Annotated in this window: 24 protein-coding genes; 15 read left to right on the top strand and 9 right to left on the bottom strand. The window is 57.3% G+C overall.

What is annotated here, in order from left to right:
• Positions 1 to 42: 42 nt before the first annotated feature.
• Together AUC61_RS07895 and AUC61_RS07890 are read right to left on the bottom strand one after the other, a co-directional pair.
• Positions 43 to 879 carry an AraC family transcriptional regulator gene (locus AUC61_RS07895; protein WP_243245410.1) on the bottom strand — a complete coding sequence of 279 codons (837 nt, stop codon included), beginning with the start codon at positions 877 to 879 and terminating at the stop codon, positions 43 to 45.
• A gap of 119 nt (positions 880 to 998) precedes the next feature.
• Positions 999 to 2102 carry a DNA alkylation repair protein gene (locus tag AUC61_RS07890; RefSeq protein WP_243245409.1) on the bottom strand — a complete coding sequence of 368 codons (1104 nt, stop codon included), beginning with the start codon at positions 2100 to 2102 and terminating at the stop codon, positions 999 to 1001.
• A gap of 453 nt (positions 2103 to 2555) precedes the next feature.
• Here AUC61_RS07890 and AUC61_RS07885 point away from each other — a divergent pair, with 453 nt between their 5' ends.
• Together AUC61_RS07885 and AUC61_RS07880 are read left to right on the top strand one after the other, a co-directional pair.
• Positions 2556 to 2882 carry a hypothetical protein gene (locus AUC61_RS07885; RefSeq protein ID WP_243245408.1) on the top strand — a complete coding sequence of 109 codons (327 nt, stop codon included), beginning with the start codon at positions 2556 to 2558 and terminating at the stop codon, positions 2880 to 2882.
• A gap of 53 nt (positions 2883 to 2935) precedes the next feature.
• Positions 2936 to 4087, top strand: a complete 1152-nt coding sequence (locus tag AUC61_RS07880) for a PQQ-dependent sugar dehydrogenase (protein WP_243245407.1) — start codon at positions 2936 to 2938, stop codon at positions 4085 to 4087.
• Between the two features lie 124 nt (positions 4088 to 4211).
• On the opposite strand, the gene AUC61_RS07875 is transcribed toward AUC61_RS07880, so the two are convergent.
• Entirely contained in the window at positions 4212 to 4520 is a 309-nt protein-coding gene (locus AUC61_RS07875; RefSeq protein ID WP_122665952.1) for a PepSY domain-containing protein, read from the bottom strand.
• A 431-nt stretch (positions 4521 to 4951) separates the two neighbouring features.
• Here AUC61_RS07875 and AUC61_RS07870 point away from each other — a divergent pair, with 431 nt between their 5' ends.
• Both AUC61_RS07870 and AUC61_RS07865 read left to right on the top strand, forming a co-directional pair.
• The gene (locus AUC61_RS07870) at positions 4952 to 6262 is read left to right on the top strand and encodes an MFS transporter (protein ID WP_243245406.1); all 1311 of its coding nucleotides are present in this window, start codon (positions 4952 to 4954) and stop codon (positions 6260 to 6262) included.
• Between the two features lie 630 nt (positions 6263 to 6892).
• The gene (locus tag AUC61_RS07865; RefSeq protein WP_243245405.1) at positions 6893 to 7603 is read left to right on the top strand and encodes a hypothetical protein; all 711 of its coding nucleotides are present in this window, start codon (positions 6893 to 6895) and stop codon (positions 7601 to 7603) included.
• A 5-nt stretch (positions 7604 to 7608) separates the two neighbouring features.
• On the opposite strand, the gene AUC61_RS07860 is transcribed toward AUC61_RS07865, so the two are convergent.
• Entirely contained in the window at positions 7609 to 8694 is a 1086-nt protein-coding gene (locus tag AUC61_RS07860) for a diguanylate cyclase (RefSeq protein WP_243245404.1), read from the bottom strand.
• Positions 8695 to 8854: 160 nt separating this feature from the next.
• Positions 8855 to 10051: an MFS transporter gene (locus tag AUC61_RS07855; RefSeq protein WP_243245403.1), complete on the bottom strand. Its 1197-nt coding sequence runs from the start codon at positions 10049 to 10051 to the stop codon at positions 8855 to 8857.
• A 111-nt stretch (positions 10052 to 10162) separates the two neighbouring features.
• Here AUC61_RS07855 and AUC61_RS07850 point away from each other — a divergent pair, with 111 nt between their 5' ends.
• A complete protein-coding gene (locus AUC61_RS07850; protein WP_243245402.1) occupies positions 10163 to 11071 on the top strand; it encodes a LysR family transcriptional regulator in 909 nt (302 codons plus the stop codon).
• Between the two features lie 232 nt (positions 11072 to 11303).
• On the opposite strand, the gene AUC61_RS07845 is transcribed toward AUC61_RS07850, so the two are convergent.
• The 3 genes from AUC61_RS07845 to AUC61_RS07835 all read right to left on the bottom strand — a co-directional run bounded on the left by AUC61_RS07845 (position 11304) and on the right by AUC61_RS07835 (position 14303).
• Positions 11304 to 11882, bottom strand: coding sequence for a DcrB/PsbP domain-containing protein (locus AUC61_RS07845; protein ID WP_243245401.1), 579 nt, complete (start codon positions 11880 to 11882; stop codon positions 11304 to 11306).
• Between the two features lie 358 nt (positions 11883 to 12240).
• The gene (locus AUC61_RS07840) at positions 12241 to 13596 is read right to left on the bottom strand and encodes an ATP-binding protein (protein WP_243245400.1); all 1356 of its coding nucleotides are present in this window, start codon (positions 13594 to 13596) and stop codon (positions 12241 to 12243) included.
• The gene (locus tag AUC61_RS07835) at positions 13593 to 14303 is read right to left on the bottom strand and encodes a response regulator (protein ID WP_243245399.1); all 711 of its coding nucleotides are present in this window, start codon (positions 14301 to 14303) and stop codon (positions 13593 to 13595) included. The genes AUC61_RS07840 and AUC61_RS07835 overlap by 4 nt, the downstream gene beginning before the upstream one ends.
• Positions 14304 to 14472: 169 nt before the next feature.
• On the opposite strand from AUC61_RS07835, the gene AUC61_RS07830 reads away from it, so the two are divergent.
• The gene (locus tag AUC61_RS07830; RefSeq protein ID WP_243245398.1) at positions 14473 to 15261 is read left to right on the top strand and encodes an MlaA family lipoprotein; all 789 of its coding nucleotides are present in this window, start codon (positions 14473 to 14475) and stop codon (positions 15259 to 15261) included.
• Positions 15251 to 15505 carry a hypothetical protein gene (locus AUC61_RS07825; RefSeq protein ID WP_243245397.1) on the top strand — a complete coding sequence of 85 codons (255 nt, stop codon included), beginning with the start codon at positions 15251 to 15253 and terminating at the stop codon, positions 15503 to 15505. Before AUC61_RS07830 ends, AUC61_RS07825 begins: the two co-directional genes overlap by 11 nt.
• A 67-nt stretch (positions 15506 to 15572) precedes the next feature.
• On the opposite strand, the gene AUC61_RS26590 is transcribed toward AUC61_RS07825, so the two are convergent.
• Complete coding sequence (locus tag AUC61_RS26590; protein WP_422765129.1) at positions 15573 to 15926, bottom strand: topoisomerase DNA-binding C4 zinc finger domain-containing protein; 354 nt, start codon at positions 15924 to 15926, stop codon at positions 15573 to 15575.
• 471 nt (positions 15927 to 16397) lie between these two features.
• On the opposite strand from AUC61_RS26590, the gene AUC61_RS07815 reads away from it, so the two are divergent.
• The 8 genes from AUC61_RS07815 to AUC61_RS07780 all read left to right on the top strand — a co-directional run bounded on the left by AUC61_RS07815 (position 16398) and on the right by AUC61_RS07780 (position 22216).
• Positions 16398 to 17552: a hypothetical protein gene (locus AUC61_RS07815; RefSeq protein WP_243245396.1), complete on the top strand. Its 1155-nt coding sequence runs from the start codon at positions 16398 to 16400 to the stop codon at positions 17550 to 17552.
• On the top strand, positions 17549 to 17935 hold the full coding sequence (locus AUC61_RS07810; RefSeq protein WP_243245395.1) for a hypothetical protein: 387 nt from the start codon (positions 17549 to 17551) through the stop codon (positions 17933 to 17935). The genes AUC61_RS07815 and AUC61_RS07810 overlap by 4 nt, the downstream gene beginning before the upstream one ends.
• A gap of 76 nt (positions 17936 to 18011) precedes the next feature.
• On the top strand, positions 18012 to 18398 hold the full coding sequence (locus AUC61_RS07805) for a hypothetical protein (protein ID WP_243245394.1): 387 nt from the start codon (positions 18012 to 18014) through the stop codon (positions 18396 to 18398).
• Positions 18399 to 18872: 474 nt separating this feature from the next.
• A complete protein-coding gene (locus AUC61_RS07800; protein ID WP_243245393.1) occupies positions 18873 to 19487 on the top strand; it encodes a hypothetical protein in 615 nt (204 codons plus the stop codon).
• A gap of 149 nt (positions 19488 to 19636) precedes the next feature.
• Positions 19637 to 19927: a hypothetical protein gene (locus tag AUC61_RS07795; RefSeq protein WP_243245392.1), complete on the top strand. Its 291-nt coding sequence runs from the start codon at positions 19637 to 19639 to the stop codon at positions 19925 to 19927.
• A gap of 124 nt (positions 19928 to 20051) precedes the next feature.
• Positions 20052 to 20702 carry a glutathione S-transferase family protein gene (locus tag AUC61_RS07790; protein ID WP_243245391.1) on the top strand — a complete coding sequence of 217 codons (651 nt, stop codon included), beginning with the start codon at positions 20052 to 20054 and terminating at the stop codon, positions 20700 to 20702.
• A gap of 86 nt (positions 20703 to 20788) precedes the next feature.
• A complete protein-coding gene (locus AUC61_RS07785; protein WP_243245390.1) occupies positions 20789 to 21547 on the top strand; it encodes a methyltransferase domain-containing protein in 759 nt (252 codons plus the stop codon).
• 186 nt (positions 21548 to 21733) lie between these two features.
• On the top strand, positions 21734 to 22216 hold the full coding sequence (locus AUC61_RS07780) for a putative periplasmic lipoprotein (protein ID WP_243245389.1): 483 nt from the start codon (positions 21734 to 21736) through the stop codon (positions 22214 to 22216).
• Positions 22217 to 22352 lie beyond the last annotated feature (136 nt).

Here is a 22352-nt window from a genome sequence, read left to right as displayed (position 1 = left end):
TCGGTGATTGATCGTCAGTCAATCATCGCCATCGGCAGCGCGTCAGTCTGGAAGGTTTGAGCAGCGCTTGCGGTAGTGGGCGGGCGTCATCCTGTACGCCCGCTGAAACCAGCGCCCCAGATGGCTTTGATCGGCAAAGCCAAGCGCGGCTGCAACTTCGGCAGGGGATTGACCGCTGGCCAGCAGCCGTCGGGCCCTGGCCAGACGCAGCTGGATCAGATAGGCATGCGGCGCGATGCCGAATGCTGCCTTGAATGCCCGTGTCAGACGAAACCGGTCAACCCCGGTGATCCGTGCCAGGTCATCCAGACCAATGTCCTGATGGCTGTGACTGTGCAGAAACTCACGGGCGGTTTGCGCCACCAGGGGCAAGCGTGGGTCAGGAGAGACCTGCGTGCGCCAGCGCAGGTGGCGGGTCAGGTTCGACAGCAAATCATCAAGGGCTGTTTGGCGCACAATGCGCAGTTCGTCACCGTGCAGCATGTTGAACGCGTTGGCGGTGGCCGTGGCCAGACGCAGATCATCAGCCTGGGTGTCGGCAAAGCTGATCTGGCAGTCGGCCGGAGTATGTTCGAACAGCGCCCGCAATTCCCGGTCCAGCCATTTGGGGTCCACATACAGCGTCAGGTAGGTGAAGCCTTCCGGTGCAGGCGCGTCACCGTCATGGATCTCACCGGGCTCAAGCAAAAAGATTCGCCCCGGCGTACTGATGCGCCGCTGACGCCGACAGTGAAACTGCTGCACACCCTGCTCGGTAATGCCCACCAGGTAGCTGTCGTGCCAATGGGGATCATAGGCATGACCCTCAAAATGCGCACGAATCGTCTCGATGCCGGACTCGTGGTCCTGCTTCAAGTCGATCCAGTTGCTATTGGCCATGGCGAAGTCCTGTCAGAACAGCGGAGGTGGTGCAGGTGAAAGATAAGGCTGAACGGTCACGCCGTTTTCTTGATTGTCGTCGTTTGTCATTCCATGTGTCTGGAAGATTTGTGCAGCCATCAAGGCAGCAGTTCAAAGCGACTGCTGCCCAGACACTCACCGTTGATCAGAACGTCCAGTTCATGCACGCCCGGGTAATGCACGCGGGTGGTGAAATTACGGACCTGAAGCTTGCGCGTGACAAGCACTGATTTTCCCGGCTCCAGTTCCAGTGTCTTGAGTTTGAAAACCTTGGCCGAGGTGCCACCGGATTTCTTCACGTAATGAATCGCGTAGTCGATGATCAGTCGCTGGCTTTCTGCGGTCGTTGAGGTCAACTCAAAAGACAGGCTCAGGTTATCTCCCAGACGAATCTCGCCCGGGGTGACGCTGACCTGTTCAACGCGTACCTGCGGCGCGTGCCCGGCACCCATTATCGTCAGCGCGCGTCGATCACCTTTCTTGATCAGCGAGCGCAGTGCATGACGGGCAATCCAGGCCGTATGCGGGTTATCCAGTGACCAGCTTTCGATCTGTGCGAGCACCCAGTCGGGGTTGTCCTTGGTGATGTCGTTCAGGTGATTGGCCACTGACTTACGCACGTAGAGGCTGGTGTCGGCTTTGAGTGCGTCGAGGATCGGCAATACCGGCGTCGGATCGACCATCAACGTCTCCAGCCGAAATGACCACGGCAGACGTGGTCTGCTGCCTTCGCTGGCGAGCCTGCGCACATGTTCATCTTCGTCCAGCGCCCAGCCTTGCATGATCTGCAGTGCGCGCGGGAAATCCAGACGCAGGAAATGCCGCACGGCAAATTCAGATGAGCCAAACGTGGTGAAGAATTTCAATGCCTGCATAGAGCGGTCAAAGTCGTGCTGACCGTACAACGCAACGTATTCCGGGAGGATAAGGCTGACAAAGCTGCTGTTCAGGCGTGGCGCGAGTGCTTGCAGAATGTCCAGCGCCTCCCTGAAGTCGGCAGGCAAGCCAGCGTGCAGGCCGCGACTGACGCGATTGAGGCGTTGCATGAGCGACTGGCTGTCCAGGTCATGAGCCACATGGGCCAAAAACGCCTCGGTATCGAAAGCGGGGTAGATCGCACGGGTTTGCTCGGCGATGTGCTGCAGCCGCGCCCGGTTGAAAATTTCCTTCAGCGCCGGTGCTGCCTCGGGGGTGTCTGTCATGAGGCTGGTTTTCTCCTGATTATTAACACTGAGAACCTGTGATGTTGCCTGCGCGCCATTGTCGCAGCGTTACAGTCCAGTGAGGTGTATCAGATGGGCTGGCCTTTCTCGTGAACGAGTTTGCCCCTTCATCCAGACGCAACGCTATCGGACAGCAAACATCGGGTCCTGTAGGAGTGAGCTTGCTCGCGATAGCGGTAGTAACGTCGAGAAATTATCGTCGGATTAGACGCTATCGCGAGCAAGCTCACTCCTACAGAAAAAGCATCTGAATTCATATGGCTATTTTGCGTTTGATGAGAGCTACCGGGCGGGCTCTGCCGGCACCGCTGCACATCCTTGTTACAAACTCAAACCCGCGCCGGTTGCTCATCCACCCTGTTGAGGGCGAACCTAGCGGAGCAATCGCCATCAAAGATCCGGATCGTTACCGTTTTCAACAGAAGGTAAGTGATGAACAGTTTTGCGCGACGTGTTGCATTCCTGACCCTGGGGAGCCTGCTGACAGCTGGCATGACCAGTGTCGCCCAGGCCCAGACCTTGCCCAACAGTACGCTTAATAGCGGCAATCCGAATAACAGCCCTATTCACCGTGCCAACCCTAACAGCCGCCAAGGCACTGTCCCGTCCACGCCACCTGTGCGCGGCCCGAGTACGGCCCCTAACCCAAGGCCGCCTACTCTGGAAAATGGCGGCATCGGCAATGGTTACCCGACCCGACAACCAGCCCCTCGCCCAGGCGACAGCAATTCCGGGCAGAACCGTAAAAGTACTGATTGAGACCCGCATCCCCCGCAAGCCGGGGGGCTTTTTCATGACATAAGGAATCGTCCATGCATTGCAAAACCTTGATCGCAACGTTGTGTGCCAGCGCCTTTTTGAGTTTGCCGCTGAGCGCTGCTGCAGGTCCCGTACAGGATTTCAAAACCGAGCAAGGTACCATCAGCGTCGAAGAAGTGGCCAAAGGGCTCGCCCACCCGTGGGCCGTGGCATTCCTGCCGGACAACAAGGGCATGCTGGTGACTGAAAAGCCGGGCAACCTGCGCGTTGTGTCGCCTGACGGCACCTTGTCCCAACCCTTGTCCGGCGTGCCCAAGGTCTGGGCAAACGGGCAGGGTGGTTTGCTGGACGTTGTCCTGTCTCCGGACTTCGCCAAGGACCGCATGGTGTACCTGACCTTTTCCGAGGTCGGTGACGACGGCAAGGCAGGCACCGCTGCAGGCCGCGGGCGTCTCTCGGCAGACCTGACCAAGCTGGAAGATTTCAATGTGATCTTCCGCCAACAGCCAAAGCTGTCGGTGGGCAATCACTTTGGCGCGCGGATTGTCTTCGATCGTGAGGGGTACTTGTTCATCGCCCTCGGCGAGAACAATGACCGGCCGACAGCCCAGGATCTGGACAAATTGCAGGGCAAGATCGTACGTCTGTTCGCCGACGGCAAGGTGCCACCTGACAACCCGTTCGTTGGCCAGAAAAACGTGCGTCCTGAAATCTGGTCGTATGGCCATCGCAATCAACAAGGGGCTGCGCTCAACCCATGGACTGGCACGTTATGGACCAACGAGCATGGCCCTAAAGGTGGCGATGAAGTGAACATCATCGAGCGCGCCCAGAACTACGGCTGGCCGCTGGCGACTCATGGCATCAATTATTCTGGCGAGGCTATTCCCGAAGCCAAAGGCAAGTTTGTCGAAGGCACCATCAAGCCGTTCCACGTCTGGGAAAAATCACCGGGCATCAGCGGCATGGCGTTCTACGACGCGTCACGTTTCAAGGCCTGGGACCACAACCTGTTCATTGGTGCCCTGGCATCGGAAGATCTGATTCGGCTGGAATTTGAAGATGGCAAGATCGTTCATGAAGAACGTTTGCTGGGTGACCTCAAGAAGCGCATTCGGGACGTGCGCCAAGGACCGGATGGTTATATCTATGTGTTGACCGATGAAGACAATGGTCAACTATTGAAAGTAGGGTTGAAACAGTAAAAACCTGCAGTGCTGAACGTGTAGGTTATACGTGGGATAAGTCAGTGACGCTTTGACTGACTTATCCTGCGTTTTTTCTAACACGTTCAGCCCGGCAGGTTCATATCAAACAGCTCAGTATTGATTACTTATCCTGTTTGTCTTTTACAATAGCGCCTGTCTTGGCGTTGACATCAACGTCCCACTCAACACCTTGAGCATCGCGCAGTTCAACCTGATAGATATAGTTGCCTTGTGCGTCCTGATCCAGTTCGGTGTCATGGATGGTAAAGCCTGGGTGCTTGTCCTGCGCCAGCTTGTTCAACTTTTCGAAGTCCATGATCGCGCCCGATTTGAGCAGGCCAGGGATCTGATCTGGACGAACGTCTGCCTGGGCAGCGCCAGCGGCGGCAGTAAGGGCAACAGCAGCAAACAAGGCATTCAACGTTTTCATGAGTACTTCCTTATGGTTGATCTGGTGATATTGATCGAGGGGCAACTGAATCGTTCCGTTGCCTGTTGAAGCCAGATTAGCCACTGATACTTAATTCACGCTTAATAATAAACGTGGGCGTTATTGCTGGTTGTAAACCCCCTGTCTTCCTGCAAGTTTTTCGGTCCCACGACATCGCGCCAATACCTGGAATCACGCAGAACCCGTGAGAGATTCTATGTTTGCCTGCAAGCGATCTCTTGATCTTGTGGGACCGGCCGGGACTGCGTGGGCTCTGTGGGAGCCGAGCTTGCTCGCGATTGGCGCGCCTCGGTTTCAGGCAGTACCACGTCACCACTCATCCAAACCCCTAGCCATTAGCCTCCTTTTTGCTATTCTTCGCGCCCTGCGACGCAGTGTCGCGTTCTCACTCTTCCGTGTCCGGGGTCCTTATGACGGCCATTGCTCGACCACGTCCTCAGCCGCTGTCCCGGGCTGACTATAAAACCCTGGGCCTCGCGGCGCTGGGCGGGGCGCTGGAAATCTATGACTTCATCATTTTCGTCTTCTTTGCGCTGACCCTCAGCCAGCTGTTCTTCCCACCAGAAATGCCCGAGTGGTTGCGTCTGTTGCAAAGCTTCGGGATCTTCGTGACCGGCTATCTGGCCCGTCCGCTGGGCGGCATCCTGATGGCCCACTTCGCTGACCGGTTGGGACGCAAGCGGGTGTTCAGCCTGAGCATTCTGATGATGGCGCTGCCGTGTCTGCTGATCGGAGTGATGCCAACGTACGCGCAGATCGGCTATTGGGCGCCGTTGATCCTGCTGGCGTTGCGTATCCTGCAAGGTGCAGCGGTAGGTGGCGAGGTCCCAAGCGCCTGGGTATTTGTTGCCGAACACGCCCCCAAAGGTCATCGCGGTTACGCACTGGGCATCCTTCAGGCGGGTTTGACGTTTGGTTATCTGCTGGGCGCACTGATCGCTACCTGGCTGGCCAAGGTCTTCACCCCGGCGGAAATACTCGACTATGCCTGGCGCATACCCTTTCTGCTGGGCGGCGCTTTTGGTGTGCTCGGCGTATGGCTGCGCCGCTGGTTGAGCGAGACGCCAGTGTTCATGGCCATGCACGCCCAGCGCGAAGCAGCGACGGAGTTCCCCCTGACAGCGGTGCTGCGCGAACACCGTCAGTCGCTGTTGCCCGCCGCCTTGCTGACGTGCGTACTGACCTCAGCGGTGGTGGTGTTGGTGGTCATTACCCCGACGGTCATGCAAAAACGTTTCGGCATGAGCGCCAGCGATACGTTTGCCCTCAGCAGCCTGGGTATCGTATTCCTGAACATTGGTTGTGTGCTGGCGGGCATGCTGGTCGATCGTATCGGCGCCTGGCGTGGCGTGATTGTCTACAGCATGCTGCTGCCGCTTGGCATCGGCCTGCTTTACGCCAGCCTGATCGGCCAATGGCTCGCTCCGGGCATCGCCTATGCATTGGCGGGTCTGGCCTGCGGCATCGTCGGGGTCGTGCCTTCGGTAATGGTCGGATTGTTCCCGCCCACCATTCGCGTTTCAGGTATCTCATTCACGTACAACATCGCTTACGCACTGTGGGCCAGCATTACGCCGTTGGTGCTCATCGCACTGATGCCATGGAGCCCATGGGTGTGCGTTGGCTACGTCGCGATCATGGGCGCGGTGGGGCTGGGGACCGCTGCAGTATTTGGCTTGCGTCGCGGCATGAAAGTCGATGCGGTGTTCGTCAGCAACTGACAGTCTGCGCACTTGTTTAGTCGGGATGAAGCTCGTCTTTATCCTCGACTGAACGAGGGCAGGGCATGAATCCCTGCCGTCATAACACGCACCAAGATCAGCCCTCCAGTGTCCAGGCCGCCCCCCCTGAGCGGACCGTTGAGCTTTATAAAAAGCCCTCGCTGCCTCAATGTGCGGTAAAAATATTTAAATAATCAAAAAGTCTGTCATCTCACAGCTATTGAAGGTGTGGGAATATTCTTGTTGTGCGCATTCATAATGGGATTTGTTTTGTAGGCATCAAGATGAACAATATATTTGTAACGATTGGTTGTAATTGTTATTCCGAATGTTTATCGTTTCTGTCTATACAAGTCGTCGCCATTAAATTTTTAAACAGTGTTTGAGTTATTTATAAGAAGTATTCCATGTGTGTTGTAGGAATATTCTGCTAAGCAATGTATCAGCTATGCGCGCCGTCGATACAAGGAAGGTAAATAAAGAATTCTCCTACGGATTCATCAGGGAAGAGAGTGTGACTACGCCCTTTTTATCCGTGGAACAGGTTGCTGCCCACCTGTCTCAGTGATCTGCGAACCAACAATAAAAAACTGCACACCATAAACACGTCAATAAAAAGGGAGTTATGTCATGAGCGTTTTGCTTACTCAGGGGGATGAACACGCGTGGGAGCAATCTATGCATGTACCGCTGACCGACGTGGTGCTGGGTTTTCAGCAACTGGTCGCCAGACAGGTAGCTACAACCAAAGCCCGGCTGTGTGACCAGCAAGCAGCGCTGCTTGGGCCTCAAGGCAAGTTGTCGATATTCTCCCGGCAGGTAGCGACTCAGGGGCGGCAAGCGCCGGGGCTCGTTAACTTGCCGGAGTTTGACGATGTCGAGCGCCAGCAGGAAGTTGAAAAAGCCGTCGATTTTGCTTTGGGCTTCCACCAGCGCCGGACGCTGAGCGCTAACCCCTTTCACGATCTGTCACGCTCGCTGCTGTGCTGCATGGTGTTCGATGATCTGGCTGACTATACGCTGGCTGAGCGTTTCGCCGCTTACGAGGCCTTGCGTCAGCGTGATAGCCAGTACTTCATCAAACTTATCGCCACTACCCGGCACACCGTCGAGCGGCGTCTGGTTTTTACCGGGTTGCTGGAGCATTTCGATGCGCTATTACCCATAGAACAGAGCATTTATCCCGCCCATTACCGCCGCGCTCAGCAAAAGCATCTGGAACGTGAAGAAGCGGTTTATGGCAGGCTCGAACTGAAAAGAACCGTGAGTGAACTGCTTGAAGAGCACACGCCCGAGTGGATATTGACGCACCTGTGCACTAGCACGAGTGCTATCGATTGAACGCATCAGGACGCTGACGTTTCAGCACCCAGACGAGGGTAATCAATCACGGCCGGGGCTGCGGAACAGACCCGGTTTCGGCCTGTGGTTTTGGCGATGTACAACGCCTTGTCCGCCTCGTTGAGCCACATGGCCGCGTCGCTGATATGCGGGCCAAAGGTCGAGATACCAATGCTCAGGCTCAGTTGCAGGTGGGGCAGTTGCGGATCGCGCAAGTCATTAACGTCCCGGCGCAGTTGCTCAAGGATTTCCCACGCCAGGGCTGCGCTGGTATTGGGCAGGATGACGCAGAACTCATCGCCACCGTAGCGCCCCGCCATATCCGAATCCCGCAGGTTAGCCACCAGTGCAGTGCTCAGGCGCTTGAGCACGTTGTCACCGATGATGTGGCCTTGGGTGTCATTGATAGCCTTGAAGTGGTCGATGTCGATCAAGGCAATGGACGCCTGGCGTGACAGCAACTGGCTTTTGTTGAACTCAAGCTGCAACAGGTCTTTCCAGGAACCGTGATTGATCAGGCCGGTCAGGCTGTCGGTACGGCTGAGTTTGCCGAGAATGTGCTTATGCTCGCTGAGCTTCACCGCCACCCGATAGCTCATGTAGCCGACGAACATGGGATAAAACACCAGGACCGGCAGGCAGGCGTAGATCTGCATCGGGGTACTGACGGACACGAACGGTTGGCGAAACAGATAGAGAGAGATCGATGCGCCAATGATCTGCGCTACGCAGCCCTGCAGAAACAGACGTTTGCCGCCTGCCGCGAGGTTATGCATCGCCATCATTGCCAGCACCGTCACCGTAGGCAACGGGTTGAAACCCATTGCCCCGGCCCAGAAACCGCCTGCGAGAGAGTCGCAGAGGATGTTGCGTCGTTCTGCGTAAAAGGGTTGGCGAGAGCGGGTGGCCAGCCATAGGGCAATCGGCGGCCAGACGATCGAGTTGCACAGCATCAGTACCCAGACCCAGGCGGGTGGATGCAATAGGTACATGGTGGCCGCGACACTGAAGAACCCAATGCCTACACCAACGCTGCGAACCCAATATATTCGTTTGGCAAAGGACATTCCTTTGCCGTCGTGATTTCTCATAACGCTCTACCGGAATCGATCTGAGGACCTTCTGGTCTTAGGTCAGAACGAAATATCGGATTTTGGCCCGCCGACAGGGAATTAGGAAGAGCCTTTTGCCATTATTGAGCAATACCGCCGTAAAAAGTCGCTGGCGGTATTGATTTGCGCCGTTCGTCGCTCATCGCTCCTTCATTTGCATGGCTATGAGCGCTGTCGCAATGGCCAGCAGCGAGACGAATGCGGCCACATAACCCACATAACTCAGACCTAACTGATCAATAGCCAGCCCGCCAATTACCGAGCCCAGACCAATCCCTGCGTTTGCCGCCGAGACGTTCAATGTGCCTGCCAGTGCCTGCGCATGAGGTGCGGTTTTCATCACGCGGATCTGGCAGATCGGGAAAAGCGCGGTATGGGCAATGCCCCAGACCAGCAAGACTACACACAGCAACGGGATGGAGCCTGCCGCTGGCACCGAGGCCGTCATGCCTATCCCCAGTAACAGCGCAAAGACGATGGTCGAACCCAACGGGCTGCGATCCACATAACGGCCGCCCAGGGTATTACCAATCAAGCCCACTGCACCGAAGCCCATCAACCACCAGCCGACCTGTGCGGGGGCGATCTGTGCAATGCGTTCCAGCGTGTCGGCCAGGTAGGTGTAAGCGGTAAACATTGCGGTAAACAACAGGATCGACAGCAGCAAGTTGACGATGAACTGCGGGTCACCGAGGATTTTTGCCTGCTTGGCCAAGCCAACCTTTTCTGTTTTAGCAATGGAGGGCATTGAGATCCACAGCAGCAAGGCCATCAACAGCGACAACAGCGTCAGGGCCCAGAAAGCGCCACGCCAGCCAACCGCGTCCGCAAACAAAGTACCCAGCGGAATGCCGAAGAGCATGGCCGCAGAAATGCCCAGGTAAACCCGCGCCACTGCTTTACCGGCGCTTTGCGGGCCGGCCATCAAACTAGCGGTTTCGCTCGCTGTGCCCCAGAACACGGGCAACGCCAGAGCGGGGATGAACCGGGCGAACGCCAGCACCCAGATATTGCTGGACAGCGCAGCCAGCGCGTTTGACGCCGCAAAAATCAGCAGGATCGCCACAAAGGTCTTTTTGCGATCAAGGTGTGAAAGCATCGCCGTCAATGGCGGCCCGAACAGCATCACCGTGAAGGCGAACAAGGTCACCAGCAAGCCCGCGTCGGAGATTGAGATCCCCAAGTCTCGGGCCATGCCCGGCAGCAGGCCAATGATCAAAAATTCGGTGGTGACGATTACAAAACCGGCCAGCGCCAGAATGGCAATCGCCAAATTGGCGCCAGTGGCGCTTGCGCTGCTGGCAGAACCAGCAGCGGTAGTGTCTACAGAAGGCATGGATATAACTCAAATTGAAATAATGCTGCTAGCCTATTCGAGAAACCTCTTCTTATCTTTGGTGGTTTTTCCGTGCACTATGGAATTAATTTCACTAGTTGATGCAGGCTTATGATTTCCGCCGACCGCCTCAAAGGTATTTCAACGTTCGTGGCTGTCGCCAATGCGGGCAGCTTTACGGCCGCAGCCGAGCGCTTGAACCTGACCAATTCCGCCGTCAGTAAAAGCATTGCCCGGCTTGAGGGGCGGCTGGGCATGCGCCTGTTCGAGCGCACTACCCGCAGCCTGGCCCTGACGGAAGAGGGCACCGCGTACTACGCCGTCTGTACCCGCATCCTTGATGAACTGGCCGATGCCGAAACGGCAATGGCGGCACAGCGCTCGGAGCCCGCCGGGCATCTGCGCGTAGATTTGCCTGCCTCGTTCGGGCGCATTCACGTGTTGCCGCTTCTGCTGGGGTTTGCCGAGCAGCATCCCAAACTGCGCCCGCATGTATCGTTTACCGATCGCTTCGTCGACCTGATCGAAGAGGGGGTCGATGTGGCCGTGCGCATTGGCGGGCCGTCTGCCTGGCCGTCGACCTTGGGCCATCGTTATCTGGGGACCGAGCGAGTGATCTTCTGTGCCGCTCCGGTCTATCTGCATCGCCACGGCACGCCGAAGACTTTTGATGAGTTGGCCGATCATGCTTGCGTGCTGTATGGCAAAGACTATGGCGGCACCAGCCCGTGGGTCATCGTCGACGCCACTGGGCAAACCCAGTTGCGCATGATCGAAGGACGCATTGTCGTCGGTAATGGTGAGGCTCAGGTTGCGGCGGTGGTGGCGGGCAGCGGGGTGGCACAACTGGCGACCTGGCTGATCAAAGACCAGTTGCAGCGCGGCGAACTGGTAGAAATCCTCCCGCATCTCGCTACCGAAGGCCTCGATCTGCACCTGGCCTGGCCCCGCAACCGGGAGTCACTGCCCAAGGTGCATCAGTTGGTGGAGCTGCTGTCGGCGACGCTGCGGATGGATTGAGACCATCGTAGGCGCCAACACGTTGGCTCTTATAAAACGACATGCAAATTACTGGATTGAAATGCATTTTCCTGTAGGAGCTGCCGAAGGCTGCGAAGCATTGACCCTGACACACCGCTATCGCAGCCTTCGGCAGCTCCTACAGGGGCGCTGTTTGCTGCGCAACAGCGTGGCTTCGAAGGCGGAGCGACGCCTCCTACGGAAAAGCAGGTCGGCTCTCTACCGGGATCCGCTACTTCCCTCCAGTAATCCCTTTCAGCAAATCCCCATGCGCTTTGGCGTCTTTCTCCAGCGAGATGACATTGACCATCGCCATACGCTTGCCTGAGGCCGCGGTCACGGTGGTGCTCAGTACTTTGCCACCGTCGACACTGCCGGAAATGTCCAACTGACGAAGGCCCAAACCGCGACGCACTATCTTTTTCACGTCGCCCAACTGTTTGAAGTTCTGGTAGCTGGCCTGCTGCTGTTCGAGGGTCGCGGCGATGACGCCGCTGAGCGTTGCCTCATCATTGCTTGATACTGGCTCGGGGGAGTCGAGTGGCGTTTCAGTGACAATTACCACGCGCTTGGCGGCCTTGTTCATGTACAGCGACCCCGTCACCCCGGCGGCCCTGGCCTTGTCGTCGATTTCCGGCATCGGGTTTTTCACGTATTCCTTGGGCAGGCTGAACACCCATTTGCCTTCCAGCATCGACACTTTCTGCTGGCTCGGCGCCTTTTGCTGGGGCGCAGCGGACAGATTCGCGCCCTGTAGACCCATCGCCAATGCAGCCGTCACCAGCAGAGTTTTACAGCTAAAGAACCGCATCGAATGCCCTCGAAAAAAGCGCCGGAATGATCCCGGCTGGATGTGCTGGCATCCTGCCTCAAGGGAAGATTTATGTCGAATTTCGCCTCGTCCAACACCCCGTCCCGGAATTGAAATACATTTTTTGTAGGAGCTGCCGAAGGCTGCGAAGCGTTGTCCTGACACACCGCCTCGCGAACAAGTTCGCTCCTACCCCGACCGCGTAGGCTCAACGCTTTTGAAGGTAGGAGGCAACTTGTTGGCGAGAAGGGCTAACGCGGTTCATCAGGCACGCCCGCTTCGCGAACAGCTTGCTTACAGAATTAACGTCGCACATCAGTTCGCGGGCAGACGGAGAATTCCATCGTTTAGCACCACCTCAATCCACCGGCAGCGCCACCTTCACTTCGAGCCCGCCGCTGCTTCGGTTCCTCAACGTCAACGAGCCGCCATGTTCAAGCACCGTGGCACGGGCGGTTGGCAGGCCCAGGCCTACGCCGCCTGTGTTCTTGTTGCGCGAGCCCTCGATGCGATAGAAGGGGGCGAACACCTGTTCATGCAACTCCGGAGCAATACCCGGCCCGCGATCCTGCACCAGGATTTCGACCCAGCCAGTACGCGAGCTGAGCTGAACGCGGGCTTCGCGGCCGTACTTCACGGCGTTATCAATCAAATTGACCAGCGCACGCTTGATACCGATCGGGCGTCCCACGTAGACAAAACGATTGGCGCCCACACACTGCACATCAATCCCCGCATCCTTGAAATCATCGACCACCGTGAGCAGCAGTTCAGCCAGATCAAACGCCGTGGGCGGTTCCAGTCGGGCGTCGTCGCGGAAGAAGTCCAGCGCAGAGTTGACCATCGTCTGCATCTCATCCACATCCCGGAACAGCTTGCTTTGCTGTTCGGCATCTTCAATGAACTCCCCGCGCAGCCTCATCCGGGTCAAGGGCGCACGCAGGTCGTGGGAAATGGCGGCGAGCATTTGCGTACGGTCGTTGAGGAAGTGCCGGATCTGCGCCTGCATGGCATTGAAGGCCAGGATCGCCTGACGGATCTCATGGGGGCCTACGACCGGGATGGGCGGCGCGCGAAAGTCCTTACCAAACCGCCTGGCCCCTTCGGCGAAGCGCTCCAAAGGCGTCGCCAGGTGTCGAGTGGCAATCAGCGCCACCACGATGGTCGACAGGAGTGCCAGAAAGATCACGATCAGGTTGCGCTCAAACGGGTCGAGCCCCCAGTTGCGCGTCGCCACGGAGAACTGCACCCAAGAACCGTCGCCCAACTGGATCAGCAATGCATACGGTCGCCCGGCCTGTTCTGCACCCCAGTCCCTTGGCTCATAGGCCTCAATAATTGCATCGGGCATTTCCAGTAAGTCACGTAAAAACTGCTGCCCGTCTTCGAAGCCAGGGTCGTTGGTATTCGGCAAATGTGCATCTTCGCGACGGGCTAACCATTGCACGTCGAACACCTTGTCGCTGGCCGCGACAGCAATGCTGTTGCGCTGCTCCAGAGGCGCAGCGTTGATGATGCGCGTGATGGTCGCCGCCTTTTCCATCAGGCCGGTTTCCAGAATTGGCGGTCGCGCCCAGACACCTGCCAGCAACGTAAAGGCGCCATTCAAGGCGAGCGAAGTGAGCATCGCCAGCATGGTGGTCAGGGCGATCCAGCGCGCGACCGTGTCATGGGGGCGATTCCATCGGGTGCGCAATGCCGAGAAAAAACTCATCGCTTCACCACCGACGGGCTGAACAGGTAACCGCCGTTGCGAATCGTGCGGATCATCGGCTCACTGTGAATATCCGCCTCCAGTTTGCGTCGCAGCCTGCTGACCTGCACATCGACGCTGCGATCAAACGCGTCGTACGCCTCGCCACGTGCCATGTCCAGCAACTGCTGGCGGGTGAGAATGCGCCGCGGGTGCTCGGCAAACACCAGTAGCAACTCGAACTCGCCGGTGGACAGCGGGATCATGACTTTTTCCGGTGAGCGCAACTCGCGGCGGGTCACGTCCAGCTGCCAGTTGGCGAACTCAAGGATCGAGCGCGAAGAGTCGCTCGACACCGTTGCCGCTTCCCCCACGCGCCTGAGCACGGCACGCACACGCGCCAACAACTCCCTGGCGTCGAACGGCTTGGTCAGGTAATCATCGGCGCCCAGTTCCAGGCCGATGACCCGATCACTCAATTCGCCCATGGCAGTGAGCATGATCACTGCAATCTTGTGCCTGGCACGCAACTGCTGACAGAGCACCAGACCGCTTTCACCGGGCAGCATCACGTCGAGGATGATCAGGTCCGGCAAACGCCGCTCCACAGCCTGCCACAGCGCCGGGCCATCGGTGGCGACCTCGACGCTGTAACCATGCTGCTCAAGAAACTTCTGCAAGAGGGCGAGGACTTCAACATCGTCGTCGACCAGTAGTAAATGACTCACAGTGGGCTCGCTGCCGGAATGGATGTGCAGCGCCTATCTAAAATCATTCGCGGCGCCGCGTCATATATTTCAACTCGGTAATAAAGCGACGAGCGCGCAATAAAGCAGAAATCTTCAGGCAAAAAAGCGCAGGCAGGATCAGCGCCAGTCCTTGCCGAGATCACCTTGCATGCCCACTCTCAAATGCGCTTCGCCTATTGTTCGCTTCTCAGTTGCCGGGTTTGTTGTCGTGCTTGCCAGCGGTTGCGCGAGCCCGCCGCCTACCCCGATTGGCCCCTGCGATAACGTCAGCTACACCCTTCATGACCCGGCAGAGCCGGTCAACCGAGGCATCTTCGCCTTCAACCGCACGGTCGATGATTACGCCCTGGCGCCGGTGGCCCGTGGTTACCGCCACCTGCCAGACTTTTTCCAGACCGGCGTTCACAACTTCGTCGCTAACTTCGGCGAGCCCAAAGTGTTCATCAACGACCTGCTGCAAGGTAATGGCGAGCGTTCAGTTGCCACCTTCGGGCGCTTCGTGATCAACACCACTGTGGGCATCGTCGGATTGATCGACGTCTCGGGCAAGATGGGCATCGAGCGCCATAAGTCAGACTTTGGCCAGACCTTCGGCGTGTGGAATATCGCCAACGGCCCCATCGTTGAACTGCCTTTACTGGGGACCGGCAACTTGCGAGATGCGACCGGCAAAGTGCTGAGCTTCGTGGTCGACCCACTGGGCAGCAACAGCGACACCGTGCAGACCCTGGGTACGATTAATACCGTCGGCGGCATCGTGGATGGCCGCGCTGAAGCCTTGCCGTTCACCGACCAACTGCGCAAGCAGCCGGATTACTACGCGGCCCTGCGTGACACCGTGGCCCAGAAACGCGCCAACTTCGTGGTCGAAGGCAAATCCGGCGCCGTCGTCCCAAGCCTTTCAACTTGCCCTGGCGGTGAAGCCGATGACCAATAAAACCGAAGCCCTGGTGCTGCACCGCAGAACCCGCAACCCCAACCCCGCGTCACTGCACAGCCGCGAAATCGAACTGCGCGTGGCCGACGATGGCCGCCACGTATTACTGAGCCGCTACGTCGAGTTGTTCAGCCAGGATGATGCGGCCTGGTGCACCGTGCGTCATCATCGCGTGCCATTGGCGAGCATGATTCGCTGGATGATCAGCCATGGGGTTGAAGGAGAGGGGAGCGGCAAGCATTGAACCTGTAGAAGCCAACGTGTTGGCGAGGCGGCAGACCTGATCCACCGCATCGCCAACAAGTTGGCTCCTACCGACTGCGTTTCTGCTGGTCATCAACCATTGGCGCAAAGATCGCCCTGATGCCTCGGCACTTCGGATAATTCCCACACCCCCAGAAATCCCCCCCGGCATTGGCTCCAGTGCGTGCCACCTTCAGCACCATTGCCTTCTTGCAATGCGGGCATGCGGGCGCTTTCGGCTCGGCTGCAGCCTTGGGCACTGCCTTGGGCCTGGCCTTCCTGACCTTTGGTTTGACAGGTTCAACGGGGGGCGCATCGAGCAGCTTATCCTCAACCACCTGCGACTCGTCCACAGGCTCACGATTGCCTCTTAACCAGGCAGAAGCACGAGCAAGCAACGTGTTGAGTCGAGTGAGTTTCACAGCGATAAACCTGATGGGTCAGAGGCGGGCAGGGCACAGACTTTACCGTAAACCCCAGGAACGAGCCCACGCATTGTGCTGCTGCGGTAATGCTGACTGCACGCCCTCCAGCATTAGCCATTGGACGTGTGGGAGCTGAGCGTGCTCGCGATAAGGCTGGACGCGATTCACTTTAGATCGCATGTACCTTATCGCGGGCAAGCCTCGCTCCCACAGGTTCTGCGCAATCCCAACTATTGGCGCGATGGCGTAGGACCAGACTCAGCCGGGAGGAGGCCAGCCCAGTCACCCGACCCCTTCCAGACGCTCCATCACCGCTAAATCCCACAAGCTTTTTCGACATTCACCGTAGGACCATTCTGATTCACTCGCGTCCCCGTCACCGCCGCTCGTAGCCTTGCTAGGCTCCGCTCCTTTGACCAGCAAGGAGCCGGTGTCATGGCTGACAGAATCAGGACCAACCCCAACAACATGGAGGTTGAAAAGCGCTATGCATTCGGCCAGCGGTCTCCTGAGATTGATCCCAATCCGCCCATTCTCGACGCACCTCAATACCCATCGTCCCACAACTACAGCTTCGAAAATCCGCAGCCGCGCACCTTCATCGCTGCCGAAACAGCGCCCGCCGCCGAGCCCGGCTTTTACATCGTCCCGCAGAGCGTATCGACCTACGACTTCTACCACGGGTTGTTCGACAACATGCCCGACAGCGCCTTGACCAAATTCAGTGCCCTCAACCCAAACCTTGAGGACATCGTCAAAGCGGGCACCCTGATCGTACTCAGCGACCCCAACAACACCTCATGCACCTACGCCGAATCCCAACTCATGGAGGCGGCCCATCAAGTCAAAGCCGCACTGGCCCCGCTGACCCCTGACGAAGCCGATTTCATGCACCGCCACGCAGCGGAAATCGTCAGCTTCACTGGGCAGAGCTCCACCTGGCTTGGTGTCAGCGCAGCCGTGATGGAGAAGCACTTGGTCGAAATCTCCAAGACGTTGAAAGGCATCGAAGAGCTGCATCAGAACAGCTTCCGCAAACAAGGGAACCTCAGTTCCCCGGAGTTCTTCGCCCAGCGCAAAATACTTATCAGCCAACTCAATGCCCAGTTCCTGAAATCTACCCGCCTGCGCAGCTTCACCACCTTGAGTGACCATCACAACCTGAAGAAAGCACTCGGCATCTCCACCCAAAGCCTTGTCCACCACTGGAAACAAGCCGGCGGCCCGAAAAGCATTCACGGCTATTCCACCCACGTCGAATCAGTAAGCAAGGCTGCCAAATACATGAAAGCGGGTGGCTACATCGGGATCGGTATTGGCGGGGTTTCGTCAGTATTGGCGATTCAGGAAGTGTGCGGGCATAGGGATGCGGAGGCGTGCAGGAAGATCAAGTTTACGGAAGGGGGGAAGTTTGCTGGATCGACCGCGGGAGGATTTGCTGGCGGAGAACTAGCCGCTAGAACAGCGGGGCCTATCTGCGCGCTTTTGGGTGCAGCAGGAGGGGTCCCTGGCGTTATATGTATTGGAATTTTTATAGGTGCGGGTGCATGGCTGGGGTCCACCGGGGTTGGTATCGGTGGAGAGATGATGGGAGAGGCGATATATGAGGTATTGCCTCTATGATGAACATCAATAGTTGGTCTCCGTGGGCGGTAATTTTATTTATCGGGATACCTTTTCTGTTGATCATCATTAGCTTCGTACTCAGCTTGTACATGGCCAATCGTCACTTGGATGCAATGATCGACGCTTTGAAAAATAGTCGTTATATAACGGCTCGTACGGGCTTACGTCATCAAGGTTGGTTCGAGCGCATCCTGCTTGTAGCGATCATCAGTGGCATGGTGCAGTGGCCTGGACCGGGATTGCGTTTGGGTGAAATGGATCCTGACGACCTCAGAAAATTTCCGGCATATCTGCGCAAGCTTCTCAAAGCCAAACATGTTTTGACTCTGATCATCGTGATCTGGTTTTTGATCATTTACGTGCTGGCTGAGCTGCGCTAGCGGGATGGATACGACCTCTGCAAACCACTGCATTGACGCCTCCAGATATGAGCATTACTCACGATGGCTGGAACTATTGAACATCGACTTCTGGCCGCGATGGATTGCTGCCATTTTCCTCATGACTCCTTACTTGCTGATGACTTTCGGCTGGCTGGTTGCCCAGTACATCGGTGTTCGACATTTAGATGCGATATTGGATGCATTGAAAAACAGTGACAAGTATCGCTGGAGTCGTGGTTCTACTGACTCTATGGGTTGGAGGGAACGGCGTTGGGAGGCCGCCAGAATCTCCTTCGAAATACTGTGGCCCGGAGCTGCAATTCGGGCAGGCCGTCTCGACGCGGATGATATTGAAAATTTCCCTGCGCATCTCCGGCTACTGCTTCAGATTTCCGCACGGACGAGCCTGATCGGACTCGACTGGGCTCTAGTCTCTTCCCTCATGTTGAAGCTGAGATGACTAGGAGAAGCTGTCGCAGTGTCCTGACACCAAGGTGTCGCGCAGCAAACCCGTTCGCCCGTACTGATTCACGCCCACCTCGGGTTCATGATGGACCTGTAGGACCGAATTCATTCGGGAAGACGGTATTTCAGGCAGTACTTATGTAGCGGGTGCAGTGGCCTCTTCGCGAACAAGTTCGCTCCTACAGAAAAGCATTCCAATTCAGTCAGCTGCCTACTTCTGCTGTAGGACTCGTCTGTTTTTCCCTGACAGCGATCTGCCCTATGCCCAGCCTTGCTAAGGTCCGCCTCTTCGCCAAGCAGCGGCAATATTGAGAATCTGCGCGATTTTCAATACCGATCAACCACCTCTGAAACCCAAGCTACACAAGGCCTGCGAGCAACTGCATCGTGTTCACTGGCATCAAGCAGCCCATCCCTCTAGCGTTAACGCTGCGTAACGCACATCCCCGAAACCACAGCGAGACACACCATGTCCGACGACAACAACATCAACATTGGTTCTATCGGTAACGCCAATCACATCAACATCGCCCAGAGCCAATCCGCCATGCGCAACCCCATCGAGTTCGAAGTTGTAGCCAGCAGCGTGCAACGGTTAAGCCGTGCCAGCGTCAACAAAGGTGCCTGGTATTTCGCAGGTTCCATACCGGCGTTTGCGCTCTCCGTCATGTCCATTTTTGCCGATGCGGTAGGTATCTTTTCCTACTTCAACCTAGGCTGGAAAATCCTCGCCTGGGCCATCGCCATCGTCGGCATGTTTGGCCTCGTGTTCTACAAAACCAAAGGCAAGATAGCCTTGCAAACCATTCCCGAAGGGCAGGCTCGTTTCATTGATGGTCGTTGGGTCGAGCGCGACGAAGCGGGTGATTACCTGCTGTATCGCAAAACAGCGTCTTGCGATCATCAGGGCTGCAAAGGCACCGTCCGCATCGAGCTGCCGCCGCCTCGCGAACAACACAACCACGACTATATCGGCGTGTGCGACATCGGCGGCAAGCAACACACCTACCGCGTGGACTTCAACGGCATCGGCCAACGCCAGCATTTCAACTGGGACCCGATCGACCCACCCAAGCAGCAATAACACCGCCCGGACATTGGCACAGATTTGTCTCGCCGCCGGTGAGACAAATCTCTCAAATCCCGACATTCGGAAACAAAAAGCTTAGTGGCGAAATGATGGCGTGATACAAGGCTGCTCGGACATATCGTCCCATCAGCTAAGGATTGGCCATGAGAAAGACAGGAATCAGCTTCGTCGCGCTGCTGGCGTTGCTCTGCGCATTTTCCGTTTCCGCAAAGGACAGCAAAATCCCCGATTCAACCATCGTCCAACTCCTGATCGACGACTCCATCGCCTCTTATTCCGGCAACTGCCCATGCCCCTACAACGCCATGCGCAACGGCAGAAGCTGCGGCAAACGTAGCGCCTACAGCAAGCCGGGCGGATATGCGCCGCTGTGCTACAAAGAAGACGTCACCAAAGCCATGATTCAGGAATACCGACAGCGCATGAAAGGCTAAAGCCAAGGCAGTTCAGCAGCGCCAGTGCGGCTTAACCATCTCGCATGCATCCACCCATTTCAATCAAGGTAAGCTTTAGCGAACTGTAGAGCTGGCCATCGTCCAGCCAAGACCAGGAGGCTGCATGCTTGAAGTGTGGGGAAGGCGTTCATCATTCAATGTTCAGAAGGTCATGTGGCTCATCGGCGAACTAGGATTGCCCCATGAGCACATTCCGGCGGGAGGCGAGTTCGGTCTCAAAGACACCCCCGAATTCCTGGCGATGAACCCGCACGGTCGAATGCCCGTCATCAGGGACAGCGACGGGACGGTCGTCTGGGAGTCACACAGCATCCTCAGGTATCTGGCGGCACGTTATGGCAAGGCAGCATTCTGGAGCGATGACCCTGCACGTCGCTCGCAGATAGACCGCTGGATGGACTGGTCCCAGAGCACGCTGCAACCGGCGTTTCTCACGGGCGTGTTCTGGGGCTTTTACAGAACGCCCGAAGCCCGGCGCGACATGAACGCTGTCGATAAAAACGTGGCCCTCTGTGCGCAATATTTCCAACTGCTTGACCACGTCCTGAGCACGCAGGACTTCCTCGCCGGTCCGCACCTCACGTTGGCAGACATACCCGCCGGCACGAACCTCTACCGCTATTTCAATCTGGATATCCCGCGCCCTCATATTCCCCACGTCGAGGCGTGGTATCAACGGCTGCAAACCCGTGCAGCGTTTAAAGGGCACGTGATGATTCCATTCGGGGAATTGTTCGGGCGGCTGGATTACTAGTCCGAACTGGCAGCCGGGCGGGGCGCTCATTGCGCCAAACAGGAAACGTGCCTCAGACTCCGCGCACAATTTCAGGAGCTAGCCGCATGACGACTGCCAGACACGACTTCACCACTCAACTTCTCATGGACGCCGGTATTAACAGTGGGATGCGCGTGCTGGACGCTGGCTGCGGAATGGGCGACGTGGCCTTTCTGCTAAGCAGCCTCGTCGGGGAGACCGGAGAAGTCGTGGGCATTGATCACGATGACAATGCGCTCGCCACGGCCCGCAACCGTGCGAGTGCCAATCAACAACCTTCGCCTACCTTCATTCAGAGCGGGCTCCTTGACCTCCCGGCATCGGTTGGCACGTTCGACGCCATCGTCGGTCGGCGAGTGCTCATGTATCAGGCGGACACCGTTGCGGCCGTCACGGCGTTGGCAAAGCACCTTCGTCCAGGCGGCGTCATGGTCTTCCAGGAACACGACACCACCTTGGCCCCGGCCAGCGTCGACGCGTTTACTCTGCACCGAAAAGCGCAAGGCTGGTTACAGCAAATGATTGCGCGCGAAGGCGCCGACCTGCACATCGGCTTCAACCTGCACGCCATCTTCACCAAGGCCGGGCTGACCGTCGAAAATGTGCGCGCCGAATGCATCGTGCAAACGCCTGACAGCGCTTACGCCTTGGGCTACATCGTGCGCGCCTGCCTGCCACGCATCATCGCGCTGGGCGTGGCGACAGCAGAAGAAGTCGACATCGAAACCCTGCAACACCGCCTGGACGAAGAACGCACCCAGTCCGAAAGCATCTACATCGGCGACGTCATGTTCGGCGCATGGGCCCGCAAGCCAGGCGCTTGAAAAACACCCACCGCCCCTGTAGGAGCGCGCTTGCCCGCGAAGCGTCCACCCTGACACGCCACCTCCAACCAGCCACCACCTAAACCATCAGCACCTGACCGCGTGATAAAGTGGCCGCGCTCAAAACAGCGGCTTGGTGCTGTCGAGCGCAATAACGCCAGACAACGAATCATCCAGGATGGACGCATGAAACAGATACTGATTGCCGCGCTTTTTCTACTCACCCTTTCGGGGTGCGCGAGTTTGCCGGGCTCCGGCGTTCGGGAAAAAATCTGGTACGCCGAAACAGAGCAGCCGCGAATTGTGCCTTGGCATGCGTATTTGATGTTCGTCGACGACACCCACTTCATCTACTGGCGTACCGTTGAGGACCCCGATGTGGTCCTGAAGAAATTTGACTACTACACCAAAGACAACGGCACCGGCGTGGATACGCCCATCGCGTTCACTCGCACCGGCGACCGTATAACCGCCGAGTCGCGCACCCCGCTCAAAAAACAGAATGGTGAACTCGTCTACACGACCGTGCACACCTTCAATGGACGCTTTATCGGCGACACGCTGGAAATGGATTTCCAGAGAACAACCGTCTGGCCTTCTCGGCCTGCCTTTTCTGAGAGCGTGATTCGATGGTCGATGAAGCGCCTCAGCACCCTGCCAGGCAAATGACGTAAACGTCGGTAGAGACACAAACGCTAAGGCTGGCGAGGAGCAGGGGCAGGGCGCTGATACTTGCAACGCTTGGCCTCTGCTGCTCATGGAACGGCTGATCACGAGAACGAAGATTGCGCAGTCCATGTAGGAG

The sequence above is a fragment of the Pseudomonas maioricensis genome, assembly GCF_022790535.1.
Taxonomy (GTDB): Bacteria; Pseudomonadota; Gammaproteobacteria; order Pseudomonadales; family Pseudomonadaceae; genus Aquipseudomonas; species Aquipseudomonas maioricensis.
This window is presented reverse-complemented; position numbering and strand designations above follow the sequence as displayed.

What these genes read in the sequence shown, in the direction of transcription:
- AUC61_RS07895 (WP_243245410.1), bottom strand. Translation starts at nt 879, where the DNA reads ATGGCCAATAGCAACTGGATCGACTTGAAGCAGGACCACGAGTCCGGC.
- AUC61_RS07890 (WP_243245409.1), bottom strand. Translation starts at nt 2,102, where the DNA reads ATGACAGACACCCCCGAGGCAGCACCGGCGCTGAAGGAAATTTTCAAC.
- AUC61_RS07885 (WP_243245408.1), top strand. Translation starts at nt 2,556, where the DNA reads ATGAACAGTTTTGCGCGACGTGTTGCATTCCTGACCCTGGGGAGCCTG.
- AUC61_RS07880 (WP_243245407.1), top strand. Translation starts at nt 2,936, where the DNA reads ATGCATTGCAAAACCTTGATCGCAACGTTGTGTGCCAGCGCCTTTTTG.
- AUC61_RS07875 (WP_122665952.1), bottom strand. Translation starts at nt 4,520, where the DNA reads ATGAAAACGTTGAATGCCTTGTTTGCTGCTGTTGCCCTTACTGCCGCC.
- AUC61_RS07870 (WP_243245406.1), top strand. Translation starts at nt 4,952, where the DNA reads ATGACGGCCATTGCTCGACCACGTCCTCAGCCGCTGTCCCGGGCTGAC.
- AUC61_RS07865 (WP_243245405.1), top strand. Translation starts at nt 6,893, where the DNA reads ATGAGCGTTTTGCTTACTCAGGGGGATGAACACGCGTGGGAGCAATCT.
- AUC61_RS07860 (WP_243245404.1), bottom strand. Translation starts at nt 8,694, where the DNA reads ATGAGAAATCACGACGGCAAAGGAATGTCCTTTGCCAAACGAATATAT.
- AUC61_RS07855 (WP_243245403.1), bottom strand. Translation starts at nt 10,051, where the DNA reads ATGCCTTCTGTAGACACTACCGCTGCTGGTTCTGCCAGCAGCGCAAGC.
- AUC61_RS07850 (WP_243245402.1), top strand. Translation starts at nt 10,163, where the DNA reads ATGATTTCCGCCGACCGCCTCAAAGGTATTTCAACGTTCGTGGCTGTC.
- AUC61_RS07845 (WP_243245401.1), bottom strand. Translation starts at nt 11,882, where the DNA reads ATGCGGTTCTTTAGCTGTAAAACTCTGCTGGTGACGGCTGCATTGGCG.
- AUC61_RS07840 (WP_243245400.1), bottom strand. Translation starts at nt 13,596, where the DNA reads ATGAGTTTTTTCTCGGCATTGCGCACCCGATGGAATCGCCCCCATGAC.
- AUC61_RS07830 (WP_243245398.1), top strand. Translation starts at nt 14,473, where the DNA reads ATGCCCACTCTCAAATGCGCTTCGCCTATTGTTCGCTTCTCAGTTGCC.
- AUC61_RS07825 (WP_243245397.1), top strand. Translation starts at nt 15,251, where the DNA reads ATGACCAATAAAACCGAAGCCCTGGTGCTGCACCGCAGAACCCGCAAC.
- AUC61_RS07815 (WP_243245396.1), top strand. Translation starts at nt 16,398, where the DNA reads ATGGAGGTTGAAAAGCGCTATGCATTCGGCCAGCGGTCTCCTGAGATT.
- AUC61_RS07810 (WP_243245395.1), top strand. Translation starts at nt 17,549, where the DNA reads ATGATGAACATCAATAGTTGGTCTCCGTGGGCGGTAATTTTATTTATC.
- AUC61_RS07800 (WP_243245393.1), top strand. Translation starts at nt 18,873, where the DNA reads ATGTCCGACGACAACAACATCAACATTGGTTCTATCGGTAACGCCAAT.
- AUC61_RS07795 (WP_243245392.1), top strand. Translation starts at nt 19,637, where the DNA reads ATGAGAAAGACAGGAATCAGCTTCGTCGCGCTGCTGGCGTTGCTCTGC.
- AUC61_RS07790 (WP_243245391.1), top strand. Translation starts at nt 20,052, where the DNA reads ATGCTTGAAGTGTGGGGAAGGCGTTCATCATTCAATGTTCAGAAGGTC.
- AUC61_RS07785 (WP_243245390.1), top strand. Translation starts at nt 20,789, where the DNA reads ATGACGACTGCCAGACACGACTTCACCACTCAACTTCTCATGGACGCC.
- AUC61_RS07780 (WP_243245389.1), top strand. Translation starts at nt 21,734, where the DNA reads ATGAAACAGATACTGATTGCCGCGCTTTTTCTACTCACCCTTTCGGGG.